25 protein-coding genes and 1 pseudogene are annotated in these 24,824 nt (G+C 29.7%); 10 read left to right on the top strand and 16 right to left on the bottom strand.

Going from position 1 to position 24,824, the window contains the following annotated elements; genetic code table 11:
* The coding region (locus tag B3578_RS12950; protein WP_291049279.1) for a LytR/AlgR family response regulator transcription factor at window positions 1-624 on the top strand (624 nt) is incomplete at its 5' end.
* Window positions 625-661: 37 nt separating this feature from the next.
* On the opposite strand, the pseudogene B3578_RS12955 reads toward B3578_RS12950, so the two are convergent.
* A pseudogene (locus B3578_RS12955) lies at window positions 662-1,566 on the bottom strand (DUF6268 family outer membrane beta-barrel protein).
* A 305-nt stretch (window positions 1,567-1,871) separates the two neighbouring features.
* Here B3578_RS12955 and B3578_RS12960 point away from each other — a divergent pair.
* Window positions 1,872-2,327: a DUF4442 domain-containing protein gene (locus B3578_RS12960; protein ID WP_286496307.1), complete on the top strand. Its 456-nt coding sequence runs from the start codon at window positions 1,872-1,874 to the stop codon at window positions 2,325-2,327.
* Window positions 2,328-2,680: 353 nt separating this feature from the next.
* Here B3578_RS12960 and B3578_RS12965 read toward each other — a convergent pair whose 3' ends face one another.
* Entirely contained in the window at window positions 2,681-4,162 is a 1,482-nt protein-coding gene (locus B3578_RS12965; RefSeq protein ID WP_286496306.1) for a PLP-dependent aminotransferase family protein, read from the bottom strand.
* Window positions 4,163-4,248: 86 nt separating this feature from the next.
* Between B3578_RS12965 and B3578_RS12970 the strand changes: the two genes are divergently transcribed.
* Window positions 4,249-6,108, top strand: a complete 1,860-nt coding sequence (locus B3578_RS12970) for a TonB-dependent receptor plug domain-containing protein (RefSeq protein ID WP_291049283.1) — start codon at window positions 4,249-4,251, stop codon at window positions 6,106-6,108.
* Window positions 6,109-6,234: 126 nt separating this feature from the next.
* A complete protein-coding gene (locus B3578_RS12975; protein ID WP_219035158.1) occupies window positions 6,235-7,221 on the top strand; it encodes a lipoate--protein ligase in 987 nt (328 codons plus the stop codon).
* A 413-nt stretch (window positions 7,222-7,634) separates the two neighbouring features.
* Here B3578_RS12975 and B3578_RS12980 read toward each other — a convergent pair whose 3' ends face one another.
* The 9 genes from B3578_RS12980 to B3578_RS13020 all read right to left on the bottom strand — a co-directional run bounded on the left by B3578_RS12980 (window position 7,635) and on the right by B3578_RS13020 (window position 15,784).
* Window positions 7,635-8,267 (bottom strand): response regulator transcription factor, encoded by a 633-nt coding sequence (locus B3578_RS12980; RefSeq protein ID WP_125349324.1) that lies wholly within the window; start codon window positions 8,265-8,267, stop codon window positions 7,635-7,637.
* Between the two features lie 3 nt (window positions 8,268-8,270).
* Window positions 8,271-10,541, bottom strand: a complete 2,271-nt coding sequence (locus tag B3578_RS12985) for a histidine kinase (RefSeq protein ID WP_291049286.1) — start codon at window positions 10,539-10,541, stop codon at window positions 8,271-8,273.
* 122 nt (window positions 10,542-10,663) lie between these two features.
* A complete protein-coding gene (locus B3578_RS12990; RefSeq protein WP_291049288.1) occupies window positions 10,664-11,257 on the bottom strand; it encodes a hypothetical protein in 594 nt (197 codons plus the stop codon).
* Between the two features lie 296 nt (window positions 11,258-11,553).
* Window positions 11,554-12,114 (bottom strand): hypothetical protein, encoded by a 561-nt coding sequence (locus B3578_RS12995; protein WP_171622765.1) that lies wholly within the window; start codon window positions 12,112-12,114, stop codon window positions 11,554-11,556.
* Window positions 12,111-12,293: a YqaE/Pmp3 family membrane protein gene (locus B3578_RS13000; RefSeq protein ID WP_171622766.1), complete on the bottom strand. Its 183-nt coding sequence runs from the start codon at window positions 12,291-12,293 to the stop codon at window positions 12,111-12,113. The genes B3578_RS12995 and B3578_RS13000 overlap by 4 nt, the downstream gene beginning before the upstream one ends.
* Window positions 12,290-12,961: an NAD-dependent epimerase/dehydratase family protein gene (locus B3578_RS13005; RefSeq protein WP_291049293.1), complete on the bottom strand. Its 672-nt coding sequence runs from the start codon at window positions 12,959-12,961 to the stop codon at window positions 12,290-12,292. Before B3578_RS13005 ends, B3578_RS13000 begins: the two co-directional genes overlap by 4 nt.
* 3 nt (window positions 12,962-12,964) lie before the next feature.
* A complete protein-coding gene (locus B3578_RS13010) occupies window positions 12,965-13,843 on the bottom strand; it encodes a flavin reductase family protein (RefSeq protein WP_286496301.1) in 879 nt (292 codons plus the stop codon).
* A 9-nt stretch (window positions 13,844-13,852) separates the two neighbouring features.
* A complete protein-coding gene (locus B3578_RS13015) occupies window positions 13,853-14,821 on the bottom strand; it encodes a fumarylacetoacetate hydrolase family protein (RefSeq protein WP_219035164.1) in 969 nt (322 codons plus the stop codon).
* An 87-nt stretch (window positions 14,822-14,908) separates the two neighbouring features.
* Entirely contained in the window at window positions 14,909-15,784 is an 876-nt protein-coding gene (locus tag B3578_RS13020) for a hypothetical protein (RefSeq protein WP_286496299.1), read from the bottom strand.
* Window positions 15,785-15,962: 178 nt separating this feature from the next.
* Here B3578_RS13020 and pepE point away from each other — a divergent pair, with 178 nt between their 5' ends.
* The 4 genes from pepE to lpdA all read left to right on the top strand — a co-directional run bounded on the left by pepE (window position 15,963) and on the right by lpdA (window position 19,265).
* Window positions 15,963-16,685 (top strand): dipeptidase PepE, encoded by a 723-nt coding sequence (pepE, locus tag B3578_RS13025; protein ID WP_286496298.1) that lies wholly within the window; start codon window positions 15,963-15,965, stop codon window positions 16,683-16,685.
* 43 nt (window positions 16,686-16,728) lie between these two features.
* Window positions 16,729-17,049, top strand: coding sequence for a hypothetical protein (locus tag B3578_RS13030; RefSeq protein WP_125349335.1), 321 nt, complete (start codon window positions 16,729-16,731; stop codon window positions 17,047-17,049).
* A complete protein-coding gene (locus B3578_RS13035; RefSeq protein WP_291049298.1) occupies window positions 17,039-17,746 on the top strand; it encodes a S41 family peptidase in 708 nt (235 codons plus the stop codon). The genes B3578_RS13030 and B3578_RS13035 overlap by 11 nt, the downstream gene beginning before the upstream one ends.
* 118 nt (window positions 17,747-17,864) lie before the next feature.
* Window positions 17,865-19,265, top strand: coding sequence for a dihydrolipoyl dehydrogenase (lpdA, locus tag B3578_RS13040; protein ID WP_115000751.1), 1,401 nt, complete (start codon window positions 17,865-17,867; stop codon window positions 19,263-19,265).
* Window positions 19,266-19,461: 196 nt separating this feature from the next.
* On the opposite strand, the gene B3578_RS13045 is transcribed toward lpdA, so the two are convergent.
* The gene (locus B3578_RS13045) at window positions 19,462-20,205 is read right to left on the bottom strand and encodes a hypothetical protein (protein WP_286496295.1); all 744 of its coding nucleotides are present in this window, start codon (window positions 20,203-20,205) and stop codon (window positions 19,462-19,464) included.
* A gap of 71 nt (window positions 20,206-20,276) precedes the next feature.
* Here B3578_RS13045 and B3578_RS13050 point away from each other — a divergent pair, with 71 nt between their 5' ends.
* The gene (locus B3578_RS13050; protein WP_038331486.1) at window positions 20,277-20,975 is read left to right on the top strand and encodes a pseudouridine synthase; all 699 of its coding nucleotides are present in this window, start codon (window positions 20,277-20,279) and stop codon (window positions 20,973-20,975) included.
* Between the two features lie 114 nt (window positions 20,976-21,089).
* Window positions 21,090-21,683, top strand: coding sequence for a hypothetical protein (locus B3578_RS13055; RefSeq protein WP_038331490.1), 594 nt, complete (start codon window positions 21,090-21,092; stop codon window positions 21,681-21,683).
* 31 nt (window positions 21,684-21,714) lie between these two features.
* On the opposite strand, the gene B3578_RS13060 is transcribed toward B3578_RS13055, so the two are convergent.
* The 4 genes from B3578_RS13060 to B3578_RS13075 form a co-directional block, all read right to left on the bottom strand.
* On the bottom strand, window positions 21,715-22,851 hold the full coding sequence (locus B3578_RS13060) for a DUF6438 domain-containing protein (RefSeq protein ID WP_291049304.1): 1,137 nt from the start codon (window positions 22,849-22,851) through the stop codon (window positions 21,715-21,717).
* Between the two features lie 75 nt (window positions 22,852-22,926).
* A complete protein-coding gene (locus B3578_RS13065; RefSeq protein ID WP_221855878.1) occupies window positions 22,927-23,634 on the bottom strand; it encodes a ZIP family metal transporter in 708 nt (235 codons plus the stop codon).
* Entirely contained in the window at window positions 23,631-24,377 is a 747-nt protein-coding gene (locus tag B3578_RS13070; RefSeq protein WP_312067342.1) for a class I SAM-dependent methyltransferase, read from the bottom strand. The genes B3578_RS13065 and B3578_RS13070 overlap by 4 nt, the downstream gene beginning before the upstream one ends.
* A complete protein-coding gene (locus B3578_RS13075; RefSeq protein ID WP_291049306.1) occupies window positions 24,368-24,745 on the bottom strand; it encodes a Fur family transcriptional regulator in 378 nt (125 codons plus the stop codon). The genes B3578_RS13070 and B3578_RS13075 overlap by 10 nt, the downstream gene beginning before the upstream one ends.
* Between the last annotated feature and the right edge of the window lie 79 nt (window positions 24,746-24,824).

Consider the following 24,824-nt stretch of genomic DNA (forward strand, 5'->3'; position numbering starts at 1 on the left):
GAACTTTCGTTAGGATATCCAGCAACTACATATGTTACAGAAAGCACAATTGATCTAATTTTTTTGGATATTAATATGCCTTATCTTTCTGGTCTCGAATTTTTGGAACAAATCGAAAATCCACCACTTTGTATTTTCACTACCGCTTATTCCGAATATGCTCTTGAAGGATTTCGATTGCAAGTAGTTGATTATTTACTAAAACCAATTGCATTCAACCGATTCTATCAAGCTGTTAATAAAGCTTATCAAATATTTTTACTTAACGAAAAAATAAAGCATGGAACTATTCTCAATGATCCCTTTCTATATGTACGACAAGGAGATACTTTTACCAAAATTTCTTGGGTAGATATTCTGTATGTAGAAAGTATGCAAAATTATGTAAAACTACATTTCAAAGATAAATCTATTCTAATTCACCAAACCATGAAAGTATTAGAAGAATCTTTACCAATGAATCATTTTTTTCGAATACATAAATCTTTCTTAGTGAATGTTACACATATAGAGATAATTTCTGGAGGTCGAATTTATATTGGCAAACATGAACTTCCTATTTCTAGGAATAAAAAGGATGAGTTACTTAATCAAGTTGTTTATAAAAAATTAATTAGTAAATAAAAACAGTCTCAATAAATTTTGAGGCTGTTTTATGTGATTAAGGTAAGTTCCAACGTAAACTCAGCGCAGAATAAAAGGTTGTCGAAAAACGAGGATCTGCAATTTCCTTCTTTCTAAAAAGACTCTTTAAGTTTCTTTCATTTTCAGAAAAAGATCGTACCAAAGTCGTTCCTCCTGTTAATTGGAGTTTTAGCGAATTACTCAATTTTATTTCAGGACGTAAACCAGCAACAACTTGATGATAACTTACTAATAATGATTTGCCTTCTTTGGATCTTTCAGCAACCATTCCACTAAGATTTACCACGCTTTTCAAAGCAAAGTTTGTTGTCATTTGGTAACCTGCTTCTACACCTTCTGGAAAATTAATATTCACATTGAATTTGTCACCTCCAGTTTTCCAATCAAAATAAATTCCTGGCATTACCATAGGAACTCCAAAGTTATTCGATAATACAGGTCCTAACCCTAAAGCTAATTTTGGATTAAAATGTTTAATAAATAAAACACCTCCTTGACCCAAAATATCATCGGTAGATATATTTTCCATATCAGTGTAAATACCTACTGAAGCCATTGTCAAAATAGACCATGAGAACTAATAGGTGAAAAGTATTGTAAACCAATTTGAGTATTCAACATTTCTGAAGGAAATAATTGTTCTTCATAATTTTTATTGTTCATTCTTGCATATGCAGTACTAAATAGCAAAGACCAGTTGCTATATTTTCCATCTTTCAATTCTTTCGTATATAAAGGAATTTTCAAACTCACTTCTGCTTTTTTGAAATCGCTTTTAGAATCTGTTTTTAAACTATCTATTGGACGTATATAATTGGAAAATGGAACATATTCCATTTTTAATTTACCTCTAATTTTATTTTGTGCATTCAAGAAAGTAGTCAATAAACTAAACGCGGAAATTAAAATGTTTTTTTTCATCTTTTTTTGCCAAAGAGAGGAGTTTTAATAGTAAAAAAATAAATTAATTGACGAATTACTATTCCTGATTGATATACGGTGATAGAAGAACGATATCATTATTTATAATCTAAAGTCGAGAATGAAAGACAAGAGTTTTTTGATTACTTTTTTGCGCTCTAAATATCGATGAATTGCATCTTCTCCTCCTAGTAGAATAAGGCGTAATGAATAAATAACTTTAGAATTAATTTCTTCAATAATTGAAGAAAATCAAATAAAACATTTACTTTTATTATATTAACCCTTTTTGATATAATGAGAATATGAACAAAGAATTTTTTAAAAATATACTGACAACTCAAATTCCGATTGCGTGGATTGCTGGAGTTCGTTTGGAATCGTGGGAAGAAAATAAAGTTTCGATACGAGTAAAATATGGATTCCTTAATCAAAATCCGTTCAAAAGTATGTTTTGGGCGGTGCAAGGAATGGCAGCAGAATTTTCTTCTGGTTTGATGGCAAATGCTAAGATTTCTAAATCAGGTGAAGATATATCGATGTTGGTTTTGGGAATGCAATCGAAGTATTTGAAAAAAGCTATTGGTAAAATTGTGTTTACTTGCGAAGATGGAGAAAAAATAGACGCAGCTATAAAAGAAGCGATCGAAACGAAGAAAGGTGTATCGCTAAATGTGACAAGTAGAGGCGTAGACGAGGAAGGAGATATTGTTTCAGAGTTTCAGTTTACGTGGACATTCAAGTTGAGAGATAAAAAATAATGAAACCAATACTTAAAACATTTTTAATTTCTGTACTATTTAGTTTTATTGTTTCTTTTGTAAGTTGTTTAGTATTATTTCTTCACGAATCCTACAAAAGTTATGGTTCAATTCGTATTGTAAATTTTTCTAGTGTTATGTATTTTATAATTCAGTATTCATTTTTAGTTGTTTTACAGTTGATTATACTTAATTTTTTGGTTGGAATTATGCTAAAAAAATTCAAAATCAGACTATCAAAACAATTTATAATTTATGCTTTTTTAGCGTTGATTTATTTTATAGGAATTAATTATTACATTGATTTTAGATTAATTGTAATTAATCCTACATAAAAATATAAAGGCTGAAATTTATTCAGCTTTTTTTGTGATTTCTTGTTTCAAAATTGAAATTACTTCATCTATTTCTTCAAAATTTAGATGCGCAAATCCAAGGCGAATTCCAGTTTGATGTTGGGTTTGATATAAAATTGTTTGTGGAATAAACAATTCATTTTTTAAACAATTTCGTTTTAATTCCATTAAATTTATAGGTTGATTAAAATTAATCCAAACAGCTAAACCTCCATTTGGACTAGTAAAACTGATAAAATCATTTAATTCCGTTTTCAATTTCTGACAAAAATAATCGCGTCGTTCTCGATAGGTTTTACGATGTTTTTTTAGGATTCGATTTATTTCACCTTCGCTAATCATTTCACCTAAAACTTGTTCGATAAATGGATCAACCTGTTGATCAAGAATTGATAAGTGTTTCTTCGCTTCAAGAATTAGATTTTTCGGTGCTACAATAAATCCAATTTGGTAACCTGGTGCAAGATAATGACCAAATTTTCCAGTATAAAGAACCATTCCATTTTGATCCGAACTTGCCAAAGGTAAAATTGGATGATTGCTGTAATGGAAATCAAAATCGTAATCATCTTCCACAATTGCAAAACCAAATTCCTGCGAAAGTTGTAGTAATTCAACTCTTCTTTGCGAACTTAATGTAACCGTTGTAGGATAATGGTGATGCGGTGTAACGTAAACAATTCGTATCGGAAATTGCTCGCATAATCTTCTTAAATCGTCGGTGTCAATTCCAAATTGATCCGTTTTTACTTGTTTGATTTTAGCAAATTGTGTCTGAAAAATCATGTTACTTTTATAATAACTTAAATTTGCAACCGCAACAACATCATTTTGTTTCAGTAGAATTTCTGCAATTAAAAAAAGTGAAATTTCCGAACTTCTCGTCACTAAAATATTCTCTTTCGAAATATGTAAACCTCTTGTCAAATTGAGATAATTTGCTAAATTCTTTAAAAAGTACTCATTTTTGGACTGATTTACCTTTGAAATTGACGTTTTTCTTTTTAAAATAGCTGAATATAATTTAGCAGGAAGTTTTAGTTCTGCTAACCGATGATCGATTGTTCCATCGGTTAAATATAAGCGTTGATTAAAATTTTCGTACGGATTATCCAAAAGTATCGATTGTTCAAATTGAAAACCTGTTTTATCAGGATACAAATTGATTGAAAATTGCTTTGGAACAATGGTTTTCTGAAACTTTTGAGAAGATTGACTTAATACATAACTTCCTCTATTTGGAACGATTTCTATCCAACCTTGGGCTTCAAGTTCCTGAAAGCTATTGACAATCGTATTGCGATGAAGCGTTAAAATATCACTTAACTGCCTCGTTCCAAGTAATTTTGTGCCGCTTGGAATATAACCTAATTGTATTGCTTTAGCCAACTGATTCGCTAATTGAAGGTAAATTGGTGTATCCGAATTACGTTCGATTTCGATAAAACTTTTGTATGGTATTTCAGCCGGACTATTCATTATCTGTAAACTGGTATATTATGGCAGATCGGAAAGGTACTACTTTTGCGTCAGATTTAACTCAATTAATTAAATAATTAGTAAAAATGAAGAAGATTACTATGGTATTGTGTTTAGCTGCACAAAGTATTTTTGCACAAAATGTGAATGATACCATTGCGATAGGTGAAGTTTCTATTTTAGATAACCGTCTGAATACGCCACTTTCTAAAGAAAATAGAAACATTTATGTATTAAGTAAATCAGAAATTAACAAATTACCTGCACGTTCTTTACAAGATGTGTTGCAGTATGCATCTGGAATAGATTTGCGTCAACGTGGTCCATTCGGAACGCAAGCTGATATCTCGATGGATGGTGGAAGTTTTGAGCAAACATTGATTTTGTTGAATGGTGCAAAAATTATGGATCATCAAACAGCTCATAATGCGCTAAATCTTCCCATTCCACTAGAGGCGATTGACAGAATTGAAGTGGTACGTGGTCCGGCTGCTCGTGTTTATGGAAATAATAGTTTGACAGGTGTGATAAATATTGTCACGCGTCAACCAAAGAAAACAGGAGTTTATGCGAATACTTATTTTGGAACAAATTTTAAGAAAGATAGTGAAGATACGGACGATACCTATACAAGTAGAGGTGTGCAACTTGGCGCGAATTTGGCAAAAGAAACGCATCAACATCAGTTGTATGTGAGTCACGATTGGGGAAATGGATACCGATACAATACAGCATACGAAAACAATAAATTGTATTATCAAGGAAACTTTCAGTTTGATGATGCAAATAGTTTAGTTGCTTCGTATGGTTATGTGAAAAATGGTTTCGGATCAAATGGTTTTTATGCTTCACCTGGTGATAAAAATTCGAAAGAATTAGTTGAAACAACGTTAGTTAATATTCAGTCAAAACATAAATTATCGGATCGAATTTCGTTAGCACCACGTGTGAGTTATCGTTACAATTTTGATGATTATCGCTATTATAAAAATGATTTGAGTAAAGCACGTTCTCTGCATTACTCAAATTCTATTTCGGGAGAAGTAAATTCGACCTATCAATTGAATAAAGATCAAATTGGAATAGGAGTTGAATACCGAAATGAGCAAATTTCATCAACTAGTATCAAAAATCATACACGCGATAATGTTGGATTTTATGCGGAATATAAAACGGATATTACACCAAAACTGAATGTAAATATAGGAACGTATGTTAACTATAATTCTCAATATGGTTGGCAAGCATTTCCAGGAATTGATGCGAGTTATGCGGTAAATTCGAACTTGAAATTAATGGTAAATGCAGGTACAAGCCAGCGAATTCCTTCGTTTACAGATTTATATTTGGATCAACGACCAGGAAATATAGGGAATGCAAATGTTGAATCTGAAAAGGCATTTCAAACAGAAATTGGTTTCAAATACAACAAAAGAAATTGGACGTTTAATGCCTATTATTTTTATCGTTCGATCACAGATTTTATCGATTGGGTACGTTTAACATCTAATGAACCTTGGCAAGCGCAAAATTTTGGAGATTTGAGAACACATGGATTTAATACGAAGGTTTCATATTTAGCAAACCTTTCTGCGAACCAGAGTTTGAAATTTTCTTTGAGCTATTCTTATCTTGATCCTGAGTTTAAAAATGTTGATGATCAATACAATTCTAAATATAAAATAGAAAGTTTAAAACATCAGTTAATCAATACAATAGATTATGCAATCGGAAGAACTACTTTAAGTTTAGCGAATCGTTATAATACACGTCAATCATATAAATCTTATTGGATTACTGATGCAAGAATTAATCATTCATTCAAAAATAATTTGAGTATTTATTTTGATGCACAAAACATTTTTAATACTACGTATAACGAAGCTGGAGCCATTCCGTTGCCAACAACTTGGATGAGTTTAGGAATTAAATTTACAGGGATTTAGATGATGACAAACATTTAATATTCTCTTTAATAGTTTATATTATAAATGCGATGAGACAACTTTTTTAGGAAAGTTGTCTCTTTTTCATTCCATAAATTTCTTCCTAACTTTGCAAAAATAAATTGTATGATTATCATCGATTCGCCATCTCATGATGCGTATTTCAATATAGCTTTAGAAGAATATTTATTGTACCACTATCCAACAGAAGATATTTTTTTGCTGTATATCAATGCTCCGTCAATAATTGTCGGAAAATTTCAGAATACATTGGCAGAAATTAACTTGGATTATGTGACTGAGAATAATATCAAAGTTGTTCGTCGCATGTCGGGTGGTGGAGCTGTTTATCATGATTTAGGGAACCTAAATTTTTCTTTTCACACATTATTAGGACAGAATGATTTTATGGATTTTTCAACATTTACCGAGCCTATCATCAAATTATTAAATAGTTTGAATGTTCCTGCAAAATTGGAAGGAAGAAACGATTTGTTAGTTGATGGTAAAAAGTTTAGTGGAAATGCAAAATTGGCTCGTAATGGAAAAATGATTCAACACGGAACGATACTTTTTAATTCGGACATGTCAGTTTTAGGCGATGCATTAAAAATTAATCCATTAAAATATGTGGATAAAGCCATCAAATCTAATCGTGCACGTGTGATTAATTTGATCGAATATTTTCCAAATGAAATGACGACGGACGAGTTGAAAGCTTTGTTGATTGATGAAATGTTAGAAACAAATGAAGGAGCGACAATTTATCATTTAACAATCGAAGATTTGAATGGTATTGCGAAATTGATTGAAGAAAAATACCAAACATGGGATTGGAATTTTGGTTTTTCACCAAAATATAATTTCAAAAATGCAAAGAAAATTCCAGCAGGTTTTATTGAAGTTCACTTGGATGTAGAGCGAGGCGGAATAATTGAAAAAGCTAAAATATTTGGTGATTTCTTCGCTTCAGAACCGATTGAAGGTTTAGAAAATAAACTAATTGGTGTTAAACATAACGAAGAAGAAATTACAAAAGTTCTGAATTCTATTGATGTAACAGATTATTTTGGAAAGGTTACAGTAGACGAAATTTTAGAATTATTTCGATAAAATTATAAGCCAAATTTTTATGAAAGTTTGGTTTTTTGATTTCAATTTTACTTCTAGATAAAAAATTCTGTTTCTTCTTAAGAAATTGTTGAATCCTTTCTGGATACTTGTTTTTTTACATTTTAGATGAAAAATCGTTTTGAAAACTTACTTGATCTAATTTTAACCTTCCTATTTCTCAGTTTTTTGCAAAAATAAAGACGGAAGAGCTCACGACTTTTAGTTAATTAGTAATATAAAAAAAATCGCTTAAGTAGAGAACTAAGCGATTTTTCAATAGATGTAGTTAAGGTAATAAGAATTGGTTAGTAATCTTATTTTGGGTTGTTTAGTGGTTGAAATATAGATTGTTATTTCTTTTTCAAAATTGATAAAAATTTTAGAATTAAAATATCCCTATTTATAGGTATTTTTTAAGGTTTTGAAATCAATCCATATTCTATTGCTGATGTGATTGCTGAACTTAAATTTGATGTTTTAAATTTTTCGATCAAATTTTTTCGATGACTATCTACCGTATGTGTACTAATAAATAACTTATCTGCAATTTGTTGTGTTGTTAATCCTTGTGCAGCTTCAATTAAAACCTCTTTTTCGCGACGCGTCAATTTCGGAATCGTATTCAAACCATCTTTTTCCTTTTTACTCATCACATTTTTGGTTTGTGAACAAAGAAATTTCTTTCCATCAAAAATAGAATTAATTCCTTCTAATATTTCGTCAACAGAAGCATTTTTCTGAATATAACCCGAAGCACCTTCTTCCAAACAACTATTAATTACAGCGTATTCATTGTGTACGCTCAACATAATAATGTGCATATCAGGATATTTTTTCTTGAAAGGTTTAATCAATTCAATACTATTAGTATCCGATAAATTGATGTCTAACAAAAGAATATCAATTTCTGTTGTTTTTAAGGCTTCTTGTAATTGTTGAGCCGAAGCATAACAATCGACCACTTGTAAGTTTTGTTGATTACTCAAAATATTTCGCAAACCTTCTAATAATAAAGGATGATCGTCTGTGATTGCTATTTTTATCATAAGTTATATTTTAGGAAATTGGAACTCTATACTTGTTCCTAAATCGATTTCTGAATGTATATTTAATTGTCCTTTTAAAAATTGAATGCGTGATTGAATATTATGTAAACCTGCTGATTTCGTTAGTTTTGTATTATTCATGTCAAAGCCTTTCCCATCATCTTCAACGGTTACAGAATAGTTTGTCTCATCTTCTACAAATTGGATGATAATTTGTGCTGCATTTGCATGTTTAATGGCATTATTTACTAATTCTTGAATGATACGATAGACCAATAATTGATTTTCTTTGTCAAGAGAATTAGTATAGCTCAAAAATTGAACATCAATATCCAATTGTTCATTTGACATTCGGATTGCATATTCTTTTAAGGCTTCTTCCAAACCATATTTCAACAACAAATCTGGCATTAAATTATGTGCTACACGACGCAATTCATCAACTGCTCCATCTAATTGATGAATGGATTTTGCCATATCCTTTTTAGAATGATTGTCAATTTTATCGTTGAGATGCGTTAATTGAATTTTTGTTCCAGAAAGTAAGCCACCTAAACCGTCATGTAAATCACGTGCAAGACGAGCACGTTCTTGCTCTTGACCATCAAGAAGTGCTGTTAAAGTAGATATTTTAGAATTTTGACGTTCTTGTTCAATTTCCAATTTATACAATTCTTCACGTTGTTTTAGATGTTTGTTGCGTTGTTTTAAGGCATAAAGCAAAAGAGCAAGTAAGGCGATGAAAAAGATAATCGAAAAGATGTAATATTTGTTTAATTTATTTTTGAAATTAAGTTCGGTGATATAATTAACCAATTCATCCTTTCTATTTTTATTTTCTAGTTTAGAAAGCCTTAAATTTTGTTCAGAAATCGTTAATTCTTGTGAACGTTTATCGGATTCTAATCGAGTTAATTTTAATTGTTTACGTTGAAATTCTTCACTTAATCTAGAATTTTCTAATTCTTGTTCTTGTTGAATTCCTAATGAATGCATTAGTTGAATTTGTTGTTCTTTTTTCTCAGCTTCTAATTGCAAACGAATCATTTGTTGTTGCTGACGTTCTTTATCAAACTGAGCTTCCAAACGTTTACTGATTTGCGCTTGCTCGTTATCATAAATTTCTTTGTAAGTGGAAGTGTACAATTTATAATAACGCAAGGTTTCTTTGTAATTTCCTTCACGATCTTCAATATCAGATAAACTCAAATACAGAGAAAGCAGAATATTCTTGTCTGGAATTGTATTCTCGTTGACTTTTATAAGCGAATTAAGTAAATAATTTTTTGCAGTAGAAACTTCGTTATTTTGTAAAGATAATTCTGCTAAAATACCATTAGCAGCAGCAACGTGATCGGATTGATGATTTTGTTCAGCAATTTCTTTGGCTAAATACGCATATTTGATAACTTTTACTTGATAGTTTTTGGGATAAAACTGAAGATATAAATTGGCTAGATTAATAGCTACAAACGACAAGTCTGTCGCTGTAGCCATTTCACTTTTGTTTTTATAATACGTATTTATAGCGTTAGTATAATATTTTTCAGCTAAATCTCGTACAAAAATATTTTTCTCATTTTGCATAAATTTTTGCTCGTACATGTATCCAATCGACATATAAGAAGCAAAAATTAAATTAGGATTATTTTGTTTAAGTGCTACTTCTAGAGCAAGTTTGCTGTACTTTTCTTGTAATTCATAATCATCCCATCTCGAATAAATTCCAGTCAATTCGTTATAAATAGAACTCATTCGTGTAAGAACAGTTGGCGTAACAGTAGCTTTATCTAGAAATTTAAGACCATCAATAAAGTTTTTTACAGCCTTAGAGTCTTCATTGTTTCTTAAATTCAACCATCCTTCGCAATATTTAACATATCCTTTTGTTGAATAATCAGTTGTGCGTCCGCTGTAATAAATTGCTTTTTGCAAATTATAATTTGTTGCATTCAAATTATCATCAATACGATTATTCATTGCAGAAACAGCATGTAAATATGCAGCATATTTTCCATCACTCAGTTTTTCGGCGCTAGAAATATTTTGTTTCAAAACAGCGAAAGCTTTTTCTTTTTGATTATTAAATAATAAAGCTTGCGCATATTTTCCTGTTATTTCGTATCGTTCAATAGAATTAGGAGCTGTTTTATTATATTGATTCTCAAAATTAATCAGTACTTCTTGTGCATTAGCAATTCCACTAATAGCGCATAAAATGACGACTATAAGTTGAAATAAAAGATTTTTTAAAGCACTATTACTTTTTAACATATTGAGATGTTGAGTTTATTTGAGCTAATATAATGTCTTTTGTAGAATCAAAGAAACTAAAACAATCCGAAGAATGTTTTAGTTTGTACATAAGTTGAGGTAGGTTAGGATATAGATTATTGTTATTTCTTAAAATTAATATGAACGTCGAAAAATTCACCCTTTTGAAGAATTCCGTCTAAATTTCGATCAATAATTAAAGCAATATGTACTTGATCGTTGTCGTAAATATTCCAATCCATTTCAGCGTCATATTGATAAACACCTTTTAATGTCCATTTGTAAATATCCCAATTTCCAGACGTTCCAATTTTATCCACACGTTTTTCATTATTTGAAACATAATATAAATATTGATGTCCATCATACGATAAAAACGGATAATATATGACTTGGTTTTTCTCTGCAGCAAAACCACTACTAGGTTCAAAATATGGTATGCTTTCTATTTTTATTCCTTCTTGAAAATTAACATCAGCCGAACTATCAGTCACTAATGCTTGTGCAGCGTAAAACAGATTTTTCTTTTCTTGATAAGGTTTATTTAGATATTCAATACTAAATTCTTCAGGACGAAGCGTAATTGTTTGATCAGCTTGATTAATATTAAATGTTTTATTTCCTTGTTTTATTATAATATTATTAGTTGTATATTCTTGTGCATTTCCAAAAGAAGGCAAAAGACTACAAACCATTAGAACCATTATTTTTTTCATCTACTTTTCTATTCTGATAGTGCTAAATTATTTCGAAAATTCTTCAAAAAACTCACTATAATTATTGAATTTACTAGATTAAATCGTAAATAAAAGAAATAACGAATTTATTTTAACTAATGGTACAAGAATAACAACTGTGTACAAATATCAAAAAGTAGATGAAAATACGCTGGTGTTGATAGAATATCGTGATAAAAATAATGATGGGAAAGAAGATAAAATCTTAAATTATTATGAACATAAATAACGCAAAAAGACAGCTTAATTAGTTGTCTTTTTTATTAAAAATTATTTCAATTTTGCGAGAAAACAATATAATTCCTTGCTAATTTATCTTTGTCAATATCAAACAAATGCAATTCAATTTCTTGTTGAATTTTCTTTAAATCTTTAATTGGTATTAATATCGAAGTCTGAAAAATAACTTCTGGTAATTGAGAATCTTCTAAATAATCAATGAAAACTAAATCTCCAACATCTAAATCATTTTCATTTTTAATTTTCTGAATTGCAAAATCTAATTTTGAATACTTAATAGAAGAATATTTTGTTTGATATAAACCAAAATCTCGATTATAACTAATTGTCTTATTATTGATAATAATATTCTCTTTTCCATAAATATTCCACAGAAAATATCGAATAATAAAATAGAAAATAAGGAAGCTGATTATAGAAATTGGAACAAAGAAATTTTGCGGCTCCGAATCAATTATTGTGATTAAACTAATCGGAATTGAAATCATCAATAAAATGCAAAAGAACAAAAAGAATTTTCTCCTTTTAGAAGGATTAATTTCTAAAGTGACGTACAAGTTAATGTTATCTTTTGCTATTTTATATTGATTTATCATCTATTCAATTCTTTTATCCTTGCTTTGTTTCTTCCGTCCAAAAGTGACGCAACAGCCCAAATTGCTGCGGGCAACCATCCAATTAAGGTGATTTGTAAGATTAAGCAAATAACGCCTTGTATTATTTTTCCTCTTAAAATGAATGATAACCAAGGTAGGAGTACGGCTAGTATGATCATTGTGTTGTATTTATCGAATTAATTATTTCGTTGTAATGTAAAATTGAAACTTTATTTGATGTTGAATGCAAATCATTTTCAATAAGTGATTGAGCAACTTTTCCAGCTTCAATTGATTTATATTTAGATAATTTTCCGCGTAAAAAGAAATTGATCAAAGGAAAAACTTTTGAACTTATATTCTCAGCCAAACGATATTCCTCTCGATTGCCAATTAACAAAGATGGACGATACAAGAATAATTGTTTGATAGTATTCTTTTGCAAAGTTTCTTCGGCTTCGCCTTTCATTTTTAAATAAAAATTAGACGAGTTCGCATTTGCACCAACTGCCGAAATATAATGAAACTTAGTTAATCCTTTTTGATTCCCAATCTTTGCAAATTGATTCGGAATATCGACTTCAATTTTACGATAAACATCTAAATCAGGCGTCTTTTTTCGAGTTGTTCCCAAGCACGAAAAAATAGAATCAATCTGCTGGATTTCATCTAAATTAATTTCTGAATTAAAGTCAGTGACGATTTCAATTAACTTTGGATGATTGATTTGTTGAGGTTTTCGAACAATTGTGATAATAGTAGCATAATCAGGATGATTGAATAACTTTTCTAAGAGAAGAGAACCAATTAAACCTGAGCTTCCTAAAACAAATGCAGATTTACCCATCATCTAAATTTTCATTAACAACCAATACCACGCACCATTTACATCACCTTGTTCCAAAAGTTTTGCTGCAACTTGATGACGAACCTCAACAGATTTAAACTTTTGAATATCTAATCGTTCTGTCAATTGTTCCTTGAAATTAAGAATCATTTCATCTGTAGGTAATTTTTCTACATTTCCTAATTGACCTAAATTATTACCTGTTAAATAATTAGAATGCTTCACTTCGTCAGGAAGTTGATCTATTCCCAAACCAATTGTACGCGTAGGTTTTTCGACTTCGAAGATCGATTCTGGAATAACTCGGCAATAATAATCACCTCCCATACGAGCAACTAAATCCAAATCATAAGGCGAAACTTTATCATTTTCATCCAGTAAATCCTCTTGTACATGCATGCGCACAATTTCTGCAATCACCAAATTAGCTGCACCTGGTTGATCTGTAACAGAAATTACTTCACGCACTTTACATTCAAATTGAATCGGAGATTCGGCTACACGAGGAGGTTTAACCAACTCTGAAGGTAATTCTGTAAAACCAGCTTTCACAAATTCATTTACACCTTTTGGATATTCCACACTTGCCAACGATTGTTGCTGAACCATGTTATAATTGACAATATTAATTACACATTCAGGGTGTTCCCAAACATTTTCTAATGTATGCTTTGTCGATCCATCTCTCATTTTTCGAAGTGGAGAAAATACACAAATAGGCGGATTTTGTCCCATCATATTGAAGAATGAAAATGGGCTCAAATTTACATTTCCGTCTTTATCTATCGTACTTGCAAAGCAAATAGGACGTGGAGAAATAGCGTGTTTGAAAATGTCATTAAATTGACTTGTATTTGGCTCAAAAGATTTTGTATGTTGCATAAGTTGAGTTTATTGGGTATAAAGATGAACAGAATTTACTAATTTTCCTAATCCTGTAACAGACATTTCGATAGTATCATTTGGTTGTAACCATTGTTCTTTATAAGCTGGATTCTGACGTTTTCCAGTTCCATTCAATTCAAGAAAACAACCTGTACCAACCGTTCCAGACCCTATAATATCACCAGGATAAAGTTTGACACCATACGAAATACGTTCGATAATCTCGGCGAAAGTCCAATGCATATCTTTGAAATTTCCATGAGAAACTTCAATATTATTGACTGAACAAGACATTTCTAAATCATAACAATTTCCGATATGTCCTTCTTTAGGCTCAACTTTGTATTTTTCGATTTCGTTTGGTGTTACTAAATATGGACCAAACATCGAAGCGAAATCTTTTCCTTTTGCAGGACCAAGATTCAGTTTCATTTCTTCCATTTGTAACGCACGTGCACTTAAATCATTCAAAATCATAAAACCACCAATATATTCATCTGCATGTTCTGCTTTTATATTGATACCTTCTTTTTTGATGACAATAGCGACTTCAAGTTCAAAATCCATTCGATTGAAATGTTTTTCCATGGCAATTATTTTTCCTGGACCTTGAATAGCTTGATGATTAGAGAAATAGAACACAGGAAATTGATCAAATTCTGGAATCATATCCAAACCTCTATTCAACCGAGAAGTTTCTACATGTTGACGAAACGCATACGCATCTCTAAAACTTGAAGGATGAGGTATTGGAGCCAAGATTTGAGGCTCTTTTACTAGAGCTTTCTTATGTTCACCACGATTGATTTCGTTTGTAATCTGTTGACAAATTATAAGTGAAAAATCATCATCAGCTAAAATATCAATTAGGGTAGAGGGTAAGTTGTGATTAATCTGTGTCAAATCATAGATAGAGTCTTGCAAAACAAGACCTACTTTTTCTTGTCGATTGTCTAAGAAAGTAACGAATTTCATTATTTGTTGTTTGAGAGGTGAAGATACGAAGATGATTTTAATGTTGAAATAAGTGAAGAAAAAAAGAGAAAATTTATAGAACTTATTTTATTTATTCATAATAGAATCTATTTTCAACGTTAACTTATCAGCACCTTTTGCATTTAGATGATCTGAATTTTTGAAATCTTTTTTATTGAAATCTTTATTATTAATAAAATAATCGATGAAAACGACATTATCGTATTTCGATAAGCGATTAATATTATTTTTTAAGTTGAAATATTGAGGTGTATTTATGACATAATTTTTATATAAATTGGTTGTAGGAGTAGCCAATAGAACAATTTTTATATCATTTGATTTTGCTTGTTTTATAATTTGTTCTAAATCATAAAAATGTGTTTTTATAATACGTTGTACTTGATTTGAATTTAAATTTGCACGATGTCTTTCAAACGTTTTTTTAGCGTAAATACTATCATTCCAACTTGGTTCGTATCGCTTTTTTATATAACCATTAATATCTATTGTTAAATTATTTTTATCCTGAATCCAATAATCTTTTATTCGATTATAATTAACATCAATAGGTTCTGAAAAAATTTCGTAATTAAGATTAAAGTCGTTATTATTTATATCAATTTTCCAATAAATTGAATAATATTTTAATTTCTTTTGATTAAAATTATTCAATTGTTTTGTAAACGAAAAATACGAAATGGGAATAATAATGGTTTTTAAATTGGGTAAATATTTTCGATTTTGTTCAAAAATTTTATAATCTAAATCTAGTGATTGAGCAGAATGTGCAGCATTAAAAGTTTTATTGGTAAATAATTTTGGATTGAGCCCTGTAAAAGTATGTGAACTTCCAAGAATCAAAGTTTCTATTTGTTTTCCATTTTCTTTTAAATAATCTGCTTTGTATTTGTAATCGTTGGGAATTTTTCGAAGTGTTTGTTCTATTCCAATTATTATCATAATGACAACTATGAATAAAGGTATTATGAAGCGTACTATTTTTTTCATGCAGATTTAAAAATCTTGAAATTCTATTTTTTTAGAATTGCACAAAAGTAATCTAATTCGGTATAATTTTTTGTCAATTTTTTACCTACTTTCTTATTTTAAACTTACTTTTGAGTTAAAATTCAATAACATGATAAACCCAAATGATAGACTATTAGTGATAAGTACGAGTACTATTCACGGCTATAGTTTTTTAGAATATATAAAAGATGAAATCAAAGAATTTATTCAATCTGATGAAATTATTTTTGTTCCTTATGCGCGACCTTCGGGAATTTCGTACGATGAATATACGCAAAATGTAAAAGATGCTTTGCAAACGGTTGGGGTTTCTGTAAAAGGTTTGCATACTTTCGAGAATAAAAAAGAAGCAATTTTGCATGCGAAAGCGATTTTTATTGGAGGAGGAAATACATTTTTATTGCTAAAAACGTTGTATGAAATTGGTTTGGTAGAAGAGTTGAGAAGTGCTGTACATAACGGAACACCATATATTGGTACAAGTGCTGGAAGTAATTTGACAGGTTTAACAATTGGTACAACAAATGATATGCCGATTGTTTATCCGCCAAGTTTTGATGCGTTACAATTTTTACCTTTTAATATTAATCCGCATTATTTGGATCCTGATCCAAATTCTACACATAAAGGTGAAACAAGAGAAACTCGTATCAATGAATTTCACAAGTTTAATCATCAAGTTGTCGTTGGATTGAGAGAAGGAAGTTGGCTTCGTGTAGAAAATGGAGTAGTGGAATTGAAAGGAAAATTATCGGCCCGAATTTTTAGACAGAGCGAACAACCAATTGAAATTGAATCCGGTATTTTAGAGGAAAAAGTTTATAGTATTTAAAAATCATTTATCTTTAAATTTCATAATATGAATTTAGAGAACAATGAGGATAAATAAATTTTCTTTTATTTTTTTGATCCTTTTTACATTTGGTTGTAAAGAAAAGATCGTTAGTGAATCATCAGTTTCAGAGATTCCATCTGATTATGAAGAATTATTTTCTGTCATGAAAAAAGGCTTTATCGATAGAGATAAAATTGATTGGGAGAATTTGGAGAAAAAAGTAATCGAGAAAACTAAAATATCGAAAGATTCGGCGATTGTAGAGGCAATTACTTTATTAGGAAATAATCATACACATTATCTTACGAAAGATAAAGTGTTATTAACAGGTCGTTTTCCGAAAGCAAAAGTTGAAAGATAAAGTGTTATTAACAGGTCGTTTTCCGAAAGCAAAAGTTGATAGCGCTTGTTTGTTAAAAGTAGAAGATAATAATAAGTTAACTAAAATTCCTGACGTTGCGTATATTAGGATTAAGCGTCATGGGTACAATAAAACAATAAGTGATAAAGACTATATTTTCAATAATCTGAAAATTATTTCTGAACAAGCAAATTCTAATTATTGGATTATCGATTTGAGAGATAATACGGGAGGTTCTAATTGGGTAATGATAACATCTTTATTACCATTTTTTGAAGATAATGTATTAGGATATTCTAAAATTAATAATGATGATATTCCTTGGTCAAAAAAAGATGGATATTTTTTTAATGGAGTTAATAATTTATCAAAAGGATATATTAATTATCCGATAATAAATACAATTCATCCAAGGAAAATTTATGTTTTGATTAATCATAGGACAAGTAGTGCGGGCGAAGCTACATTAATTACGTTAAAATCACTTTCGAATGTGAAAGTTCTAGGTAAGAAAACGATGGGAGCAGCTACTATGAATACGAATACAAAATTGTCTAATGGCGATATGCTTAATTTAACAGCTGGATATATGATGGATGCTAAAAAGAACATTTATCCATATGGAATTGAGCCAGATTATGAATTGTGCACAGAAGATGAAATTTTAAACTTTATCAAATCAGATATTAAAGAATAGCTTATTTTTCCCAATTTCCTAACAAAATTCATTACAATTTTATAACGAAAATCTATTCGATATTGGTTATATTTGTAGAGTTTAAATTAATTATAATAATAAATCAAAATAAAACTATATGAGTTCTTATGATGTAGCCGTAATTGGTGCTGGACCTGGAGGATATGTTGCAGCTATTCGCGCAGCGCAATTAGGATTTAAAACAGCAATTATCGAGAAAGAAAGTTTAGGAGGTACATGTCTTAATGTAGGATGTATTCCATCAAAAGCTTTATTAGATTCTTCTCACCACTATTACGATGCTGTAAATCACTTTAAAGAGCACGGAATCGAAATCGATGCTCCAAAAGTAAACTTCACTCAAATGATTGCTCGAAAAGCAGGTGTTGTAGATACTAACGTAGCTGGTATCAAATACTTGATGAGTAAAAATAACATTGATGTGTTAGAAGGTACTGGTGCTTTTAAAGATGCAACTCATATTGTAGTTACAGCTAAAGACGGTTCTACTCAAGAAATTGAAGCTAAAAATACAATTATTGCAACTGGATCAGTTTCATCTGAATTACCATTTGCACCAACAGATAAAACTCGTATCATCACTTCTACAGAAGCATTAGCTTTATCTGAAGTTCCAAAACACTTAATCGTTATCGGTGGTGGTGTTATCGGATTAGAGTTAGGATCTGTTTACTTACGTTTGGGTTCTCAAGTAACTGTTGTAGAATATGCAGACCGTGTTATTCCAGGAATGGATGGTGCTTTGTCTAAAGAGTTGACAAAAGTATTGAAAAAACAAGGAATGAAATTCCACACTTCAACTGGTGTAACTTCTGTTGTAAATAACGGAAATGATGTTACATTAAAAGCAACTTCTAAAAAAGGAGAAGAAATCGAAATTAACGGAGATTACGCTTTAGTAGCTGTTGGTCGTCGTGCTTTCACAGGATCTTTAGGTTTAGAAAACGTAGGAGTAGAGGTTGACGAAAGAGGTCGTATCAAAACAAACGATCACTTACAAACTAATGTTTCTAACATTTATGCGATTGGTGACGTTGTTGCTGGTGCAATGTTAGCACATAAAGCAGAAGAAGAAGGTGTTTTAGTTGCTGAGCAATTAGCAGGTCAAAAACCTCATATCAACTATAACTTAATTCCTGGTGTTGTTTATACTTGGCCAGAAGTTGCAGGAGTTGGTAAAACAGAAGAGCAATTAAAAGAAGAAGGAGTAGAGTACAAAGTTGGTTCTTTCCCTTTCAAAGCTTTAGGACGTGCTCGTGCATCTATGGATACAGACGGTTTTGCTAAAATTTTAGCTGATAAAAACACAGACGAAATCTTAGGAATGCATATTATTGGTGCTCGTGCTGCTGATTTAATTGCAGAAGGAGTTGTAGCAATGGAATTCCGTGCATCTGCAGAAGATTTAACAAGAATGTCTCATGCTCACCCAACATTCTCAGAAGCGATCAAAGAAGCTGCTTTAGCTGCTACAGACAATCGTCCAATTCACGCTTAATCAAATAGATTTAAGATAAATTCCTAAAAAGCTGTTCGTAAGAGCAGCTTTTTTTATAATTTTAAACTTTATAAACATCAAGAATGGAAAATATCACGACTTTATTCAAAGAAAATTGGGACACAATATTAATTACTGTTATATCAGTGATAACATTTTATTTTGTATTTAAATCGAAAGAACGAAAGAGAAGAAATTAATTTTCCTTAAAGTAAACTGGGTTTGGGTAAAGAAATTCATAATTAAATTCATCTTGTATTTTTTGACTTGAAATTATTTTTCCTTCACGACTTATAGAGGAAATAATTTTCTTATTTAATTGATATTCTAACACTTCTTCTTTAGTAGGATGTTCTGGTGAAACGATATTATAAATTGATGAATTTTTATTTATATGAATTATTTTTTCGATCACTTGACAAACATCTAGATAATGTATATGATTGACCATTTGAGATAGATTAGAATGTTCTAAAGTTAAATATTTAGAAAGAAATCTATCGTTTCCCATTAGTCCGCCTAAACGTAAAATGATTAATTGATTATATTTTTCTTTTAATTGATTTTCAATTGAATAATAAGGATTATTTAAATGAATAGTTTCAATTGGATTTTCAAAAATAATTTCATTATTTTCAGAATAAATTGCTGTTGAACTAAGCAGAATAAGTTGATTATTATAATCTCCTAAAAAGTCAATTAAATGCTGAAATCTTTTCTGTAAATCGTCTAAATTATTTCTTCTTCCAAATGGAATTGTCACAATAACAAAATCATAATTGTGTTTAATTTTTTCAGATTTGTAATGATCAAAATCGATTGAAAAACAATTTTCTGCATCCGAAATTCGTTTCGTAGTTTCAATCAAAAATTGCTTTTCTAAATACTTTTCTAATCTTGATCCCAACCAACCTTTTCCAATAATCAATCCTTTTTTCATTCAATTTTATTAAGCAATAAATATAATACTGTTCTATTTTCTAACCGAAAATAACTTTCTATTTTTGCCAAATGTTAGAAATTCTTTATCAAGACGAATATATTATTGCCATTAACAAACCAAGTGGATTGTTGGTTCATAAATCTTTTTATGCGCGTGATGCGTCTGTTTTTGCGGTTCAGGAATTACGCAATCAAATTGGTGGACAACATGTTTATCCCATTCATCGTTTGGATCGTAAAACGTCAGGAGTTTTGCTTTTTGCTTTAGATAAAGAAAGTTTAAAAATTATGAATGATCGTTTTGCAACACGCGAAGTTGAGAAAAAATACTTGGCTATTTTGCGTGGTTGGTCGCCAGAAGAAATGACGATAGACTATGATTTGACGAATGATGATGGTGTAAAGCAAAATGCAATTACCTATTTTCATCGTTTACAAACGGCAGAAATTGATTTAGAATATAACAATCATCCGACTTCACGTTATTGTTTGGTAGAAGCAATTCCCGAAACTGGTCGTATGCATCAGTTGCGTAAGCATTTTCGTCATATTTTTCATCCAATTTTGGGAAGTCGTCCGCATGGATGTAACAAGCAAAATAAATTGTGGTTAGAGAATTTTGGATTGAAAGGAATGATGCTTCACGCGCATGAACTAGTGTTTAATCATCCAATTACAAATGAACAACTTGTTTTGAATGCAAAGGTAAATGAAGAATTTTCTAAAGTTGGAGATATTCTTGGGTTAGATTTAGAAAAATATAAATAATCTTAATTAATATTTCTCAATTTATCATTTATATTAAATTTATAATTCAGAACGTTAAATAATTGAAATTGAGAATAATGTTTCATAAATTAGTAGAACCAAATATTCTTGCTTATGAAACATTATTTTTACTCATTTTTTACTTTATTTCTTTTATTTAATTGTTCAGAAAATAAACCTGAAATTAAAAAGCTCACTCAACAAGAATTAACAGAAACAACAGAATTTAAAGAAGCTTCACCCGAAAAAAAACAATTATTTTCTGAACTTACAGCTTTTCAGAAAGATTTACAAAGTAAGCAAGCTCAGAAAATTCCAGATTATTTGGATTGTCCAAAACGTATCGAAGAATTAGATTTGAATACTAAAAATACAGCGATTCGTACTGATGTTGAGGCAAATTCATTTCGATTATCGACAAATTTAGTTACAGATAATTTTGATTTGATTTACAATGAATTAGATTTGAATATTATTAATGAAGCAATAAAATCTATTCCAGAAACGGATTTATTGGCAAATGATAATGTATCGACAAATGTAAAAATTGGTGAATGCGATTATCATACTTCAATTTTGATGAAAAACAAAGAAGTCGAATTTAATATTAAATCTTCGACACCAAAAAATGAATGTAAAAAAGATCAAAAATGGAAATTTGTTTCGAATGGAGAAATTCTTGTTTTAGATCATCGAAAAATGTTATAATTAAAAAAAAGTTCAAATTTTGAACTTTTTTTTAATTTGTATAATAGTTATTATTCTCTAAAAAATTATAACCCAAATCATAATATTGTATTGGTTCATTTTTAAACTTTATTTGAAAGCGTTGATGATCCGTTTCCAATGATTCTAAACTTTTTGGGTTAAAATATTTGTGCTCAGAATTCCAATAATAATTAGGTCTAAAATTGTTTATTTTTATAGTTTTAGATGTAAATTTAAATGGATTTGTTTGATGTTTCATCAATTCTGTCCATAAATAGAACATCTGATAATTACTAAAATCTTCTCCATTTTCTGTTTTATAAAAATAAAGAGGGTTTTGAATTGAAAAATAATTTTGAGATTGATACGGTTTTTTATCTTCCAAATAATAATCCATCAATCGTAAAATATCTAATAATTGTTTAACTTTCGGTGGTCCATCATTTAAATAGAATGAAATTTTCTTGATTACTTTTTCGTCTTTTACAAAGACTAATTCTTCGTAATTACCATCTGTTGCAAGCCTTTCATATTTATTTGGTAAATTCTTAATATCAATCTGATTTAATATTTTTTTAAAGTAATTAAAATATTCCTTATTAATTTTGCCTTTGTAAAGACCTTCTATATTTGTAAATTTTTCACCATCATATATAAAAGTCCCATCAGCCTCTATTCGATAATTATAAATAGGACAAGTTCCATAACAACCACTACTTGTAACGATTATTGCATCAAATTTGTTTTGATAAACTTGTTGTGCTTTTTCTTTAACAAGCATAAAGTTTTCGAAGTAAATAGTATCATTTGTAAATTTCTTTATTTCACCATACTCGATATCTTGTTTTGTTAGTGTATTGTACCAATAAATAATGGAATCTTTAATAATGAATTTTGTCTTATAACCTAAATAATTATTTTTTTTTGTTTTTTTATTATAATTGTGAAATTGATTAGCGTCAAACAATGTATCATTTTGAAAAGTGTATAAAACATTAGGTTTGAAAAAAAAATCAGGAGGAGGTAAATCTTCATCTATCATAGTTTCTTCAGGATAATATTCTTTTATCCAATTTCCTTGTAAAGCATTATTAGCTTTACCATCAAAGGAATTGTGACAACTTGTGATAATTATTAATAGTAGAATATATTGGCTTAATTTATTCATTTTAAACTTTATTTAAATAAATATAGTGATTATTAAAAATAAAAAAAGCAACTTTTAATAAGTTGCTTTTATATATTAATGAGAATGTACATGCATTGAAACGGTTAAATAAGCGAGAATAAAACCGACTAAAATAGAACCAAACTTCTTCAAATTAAATTTATGTCCTTCATTACTTTCAAATAAGATTACTGTAGAAATGTGTAAAAATATTCCCGAAACAATTGCACTCATTTCCAAAGAATAATTAGAAATAATGGTATGTTTTCCTAAGAAATACCCCATTGGAGCAGCTAAAGCAAACAAGGTCATAAACAAAAAACGCTTTGCGTTAGATTCTGTATGTTGACATAATGCGCTAAACAAAATCATTGAAACTGGAATATTATGAACAAAAATTGCCCACATAAAATTGTGAGATTCTGCATTTGCAACAGGAATTCCTTCGATAATCGAGTGTAAAAATAATCCGCCAAAAATTCCGAAAGGAAATTGCTCTTTTTTGTGTAAATGAATATGTCCGTGTTCAACGCCTTTACTGATCGTTTCTAAAATATATTGTACAACAACACCTAATAAAACAAACAATCCAATAGAATGATGGCTATGATTTTCGGATGGATGTCCATAGACTTGTGGCAAAATTTCTAAAACGGTCATCGCCAAAAAATACGCACCACTAAAGGTTAGTAGCAGTTTTGAGTTGTGTTTATTTTTGAGTAATATTCGAGAAAATAAAACTCCTATTAACACACTTGAAATTAAGATTAAACTTTCTTTCATTTGTTTAAAACTAAAATTAAGCGGTCAGAAGTTTGTTCATCAAAAGCATCAAGATTATAATTTCCAAATACTTTATCTAAAATAAAACCTTCCGTTTCGTATATTTTTTTGAAATCGTTGAAATAAATTAAACGAACAAACTCTTCAAAATGAAATATTTCGCCTTTATCTGTGAAATCAATTTCTTTTTTGATAAAACCATTTTCGACAGATTTTGTGATTTTGAATAAAATTCCATCAATCAGCTTTTCCTCATAAGGAATCATTGTCGAAACTACTTTTTCTGCATTCAGATAATCTAAAACAAAGATTCCATGTGATTTTATTTGTTGTTTTACAGTTTCAAAAACTTTAAAATTATCTTCATAATTTTCAAAATAACCAAAACTTGTAAAAAGATTGAAAACCGCGTCAAATTCGTTTGGATGATAAACTTCGCGCATATCATGTTTTTCAAATTTTAAATATTCATTTTCAAATTGTTTAGCGTACTTGATACTTTCTTCAGATAAATCGATTCCCAAAACATCAAAACCTAATTTATTTAATGTAATAGCATGTCGTCCCTTTCCACAAGCTAAATCTAACACTTTTGCGTACTGTGGAAGTTGTAAATATTTCGTGATTTTTTGAATAAAATCTTCCGCTTCTGTTAAGCTTCTGTTCTTGTATAAAATATGATAATATGGCGAGTTAAACCATTTTACAAACCATTGTAAATCCATTGTTGTTATTATTGGCAATTTGAGCAAGTTCCTGTGATGACGCAATTGCAATCTTGCATCGAAAATCCTTCGGGTAAATTAATTTTTATTTCTTCTTTCAAACAAATAAGTTGATTACAAGTTGTGCAACGAAAATGAAAATGATCGTGGTGGTGGTGTGTATGTTCACAACAGGTTTTGCACATCGCAAAATAATTTACGCCGTCATCTCCCACAACTTTATGCATCATTCCGTCTTCGCAAAAATTATTCAGAATACGATAAATCGTTGCTCTGTCCATTTTTCCTTGCAATTGTGTTTCAATTTGTTCCTGATTTAATGCAGTCGTACACAAATTGAACAAATCAATAACCGCTTGTTTGGTTGGTGTATTTCGTCTTTTCATTTCTTAATGCAAATATGTTGCAATAATACAAATTTTATGGGAAATAAAAAATCCTATTCACTTTCGAATAGGATTTTTT

The organism is Empedobacter sp. UBA1574 (assembly GCF_002322895.1).
Classification (GTDB): Bacteria; Bacteroidota; Bacteroidia; order Flavobacteriales; family Weeksellaceae; genus Empedobacter; species Empedobacter falsenii_B.

Coding starts and splice junctions, on each gene's coding strand:
- B3578_RS12960 (WP_286496307.1), top strand. CDS start 1,872: ATGAACAAAGAATTTTTTAAAAATATACTGACAACTCAAATTCCGATT.
- B3578_RS12965 (WP_286496306.1), bottom strand. CDS start 4,162: ATGAATAGTCCGGCTGAAATACCATACAAAAGTTTTATCGAAATCGAA.
- B3578_RS12970 (WP_291049283.1), top strand. CDS start 4,249: ATGAAGAAGATTACTATGGTATTGTGTTTAGCTGCACAAAGTATTTTT.
- B3578_RS12975 (WP_219035158.1), top strand. CDS start 6,235: ATGATTATCATCGATTCGCCATCTCATGATGCGTATTTCAATATAGCT.
- B3578_RS12980 (WP_125349324.1), bottom strand. CDS start 8,267: ATGATAAAAATAGCAATCACAGACGATCATCCTTTATTATTAGAAGGT.
- B3578_RS12985 (WP_291049286.1), bottom strand. CDS start 10,541: ATGTTAAAAAGTAATAGTGCTTTAAAAAATCTTTTATTTCAACTTATA.
- B3578_RS12990 (WP_291049288.1), bottom strand. CDS start 11,257: ATGAAAAAAATAATGGTTCTAATGGTTTGTAGTCTTTTGCCTTCTTTT.
- B3578_RS12995 (WP_171622765.1), bottom strand. CDS start 12,114: ATGATAAATCAATATAAAATAGCAAAAGATAACATTAACTTGTACGTC.
- B3578_RS13000 (WP_171622766.1), bottom strand. CDS start 12,293: ATGATCATACTAGCCGTACTCCTACCTTGGTTATCATTCATTTTAAGA.
- B3578_RS13005 (WP_291049293.1), bottom strand. CDS start 12,961: ATGGGTAAATCTGCATTTGTTTTAGGAAGCTCAGGTTTAATTGGTTCT.
- B3578_RS13010 (WP_286496301.1), bottom strand. CDS start 13,843: ATGCAACATACAAAATCTTTTGAGCCAAATACAAGTCAATTTAATGAC.
- B3578_RS13015 (WP_219035164.1), bottom strand. CDS start 14,821: ATGAAATTCGTTACTTTCTTAGACAATCGACAAGAAAAAGTAGGTCTT.
- B3578_RS13020 (WP_286496299.1), bottom strand. CDS start 15,784: ATGATAATAATTGGAATAGAACAAACACTTCGAAAAATTCCCAACGAT.
- pepE (WP_286496298.1), top strand. CDS start 15,963: ATGATAAACCCAAATGATAGACTATTAGTGATAAGTACGAGTACTATT.
- B3578_RS13030 (WP_125349335.1), top strand. CDS start 16,729: ATGAGGATAAATAAATTTTCTTTTATTTTTTTGATCCTTTTTACATTT.
- lpdA (WP_115000751.1), top strand. CDS start 17,865: ATGAGTTCTTATGATGTAGCCGTAATTGGTGCTGGACCTGGAGGATAT.
- B3578_RS13045 (WP_286496295.1), bottom strand. CDS start 20,205: ATGAAAAAAGGATTGATTATTGGAAAAGGTTGGTTGGGATCAAGATTA.
- B3578_RS13050 (WP_038331486.1), top strand. CDS start 20,277: ATGTTAGAAATTCTTTATCAAGACGAATATATTATTGCCATTAACAAA.
- B3578_RS13055 (WP_038331490.1), top strand. CDS start 21,090: ATGAAACATTATTTTTACTCATTTTTTACTTTATTTCTTTTATTTAAT.
- B3578_RS13060 (WP_291049304.1), bottom strand. CDS start 22,851: ATGAATAAATTAAGCCAATATATTCTACTATTAATAATTATCACAAGT.
- B3578_RS13065 (WP_221855878.1), bottom strand. CDS start 23,634: ATGAAAGAAAGTTTAATCTTAATTTCAAGTGTGTTAATAGGAGTTTTA.
- B3578_RS13075 (WP_291049306.1), bottom strand. CDS start 24,745: ATGAAAAGACGAAATACACCAACCAAACAAGCGGTTATTGATTTGTTC.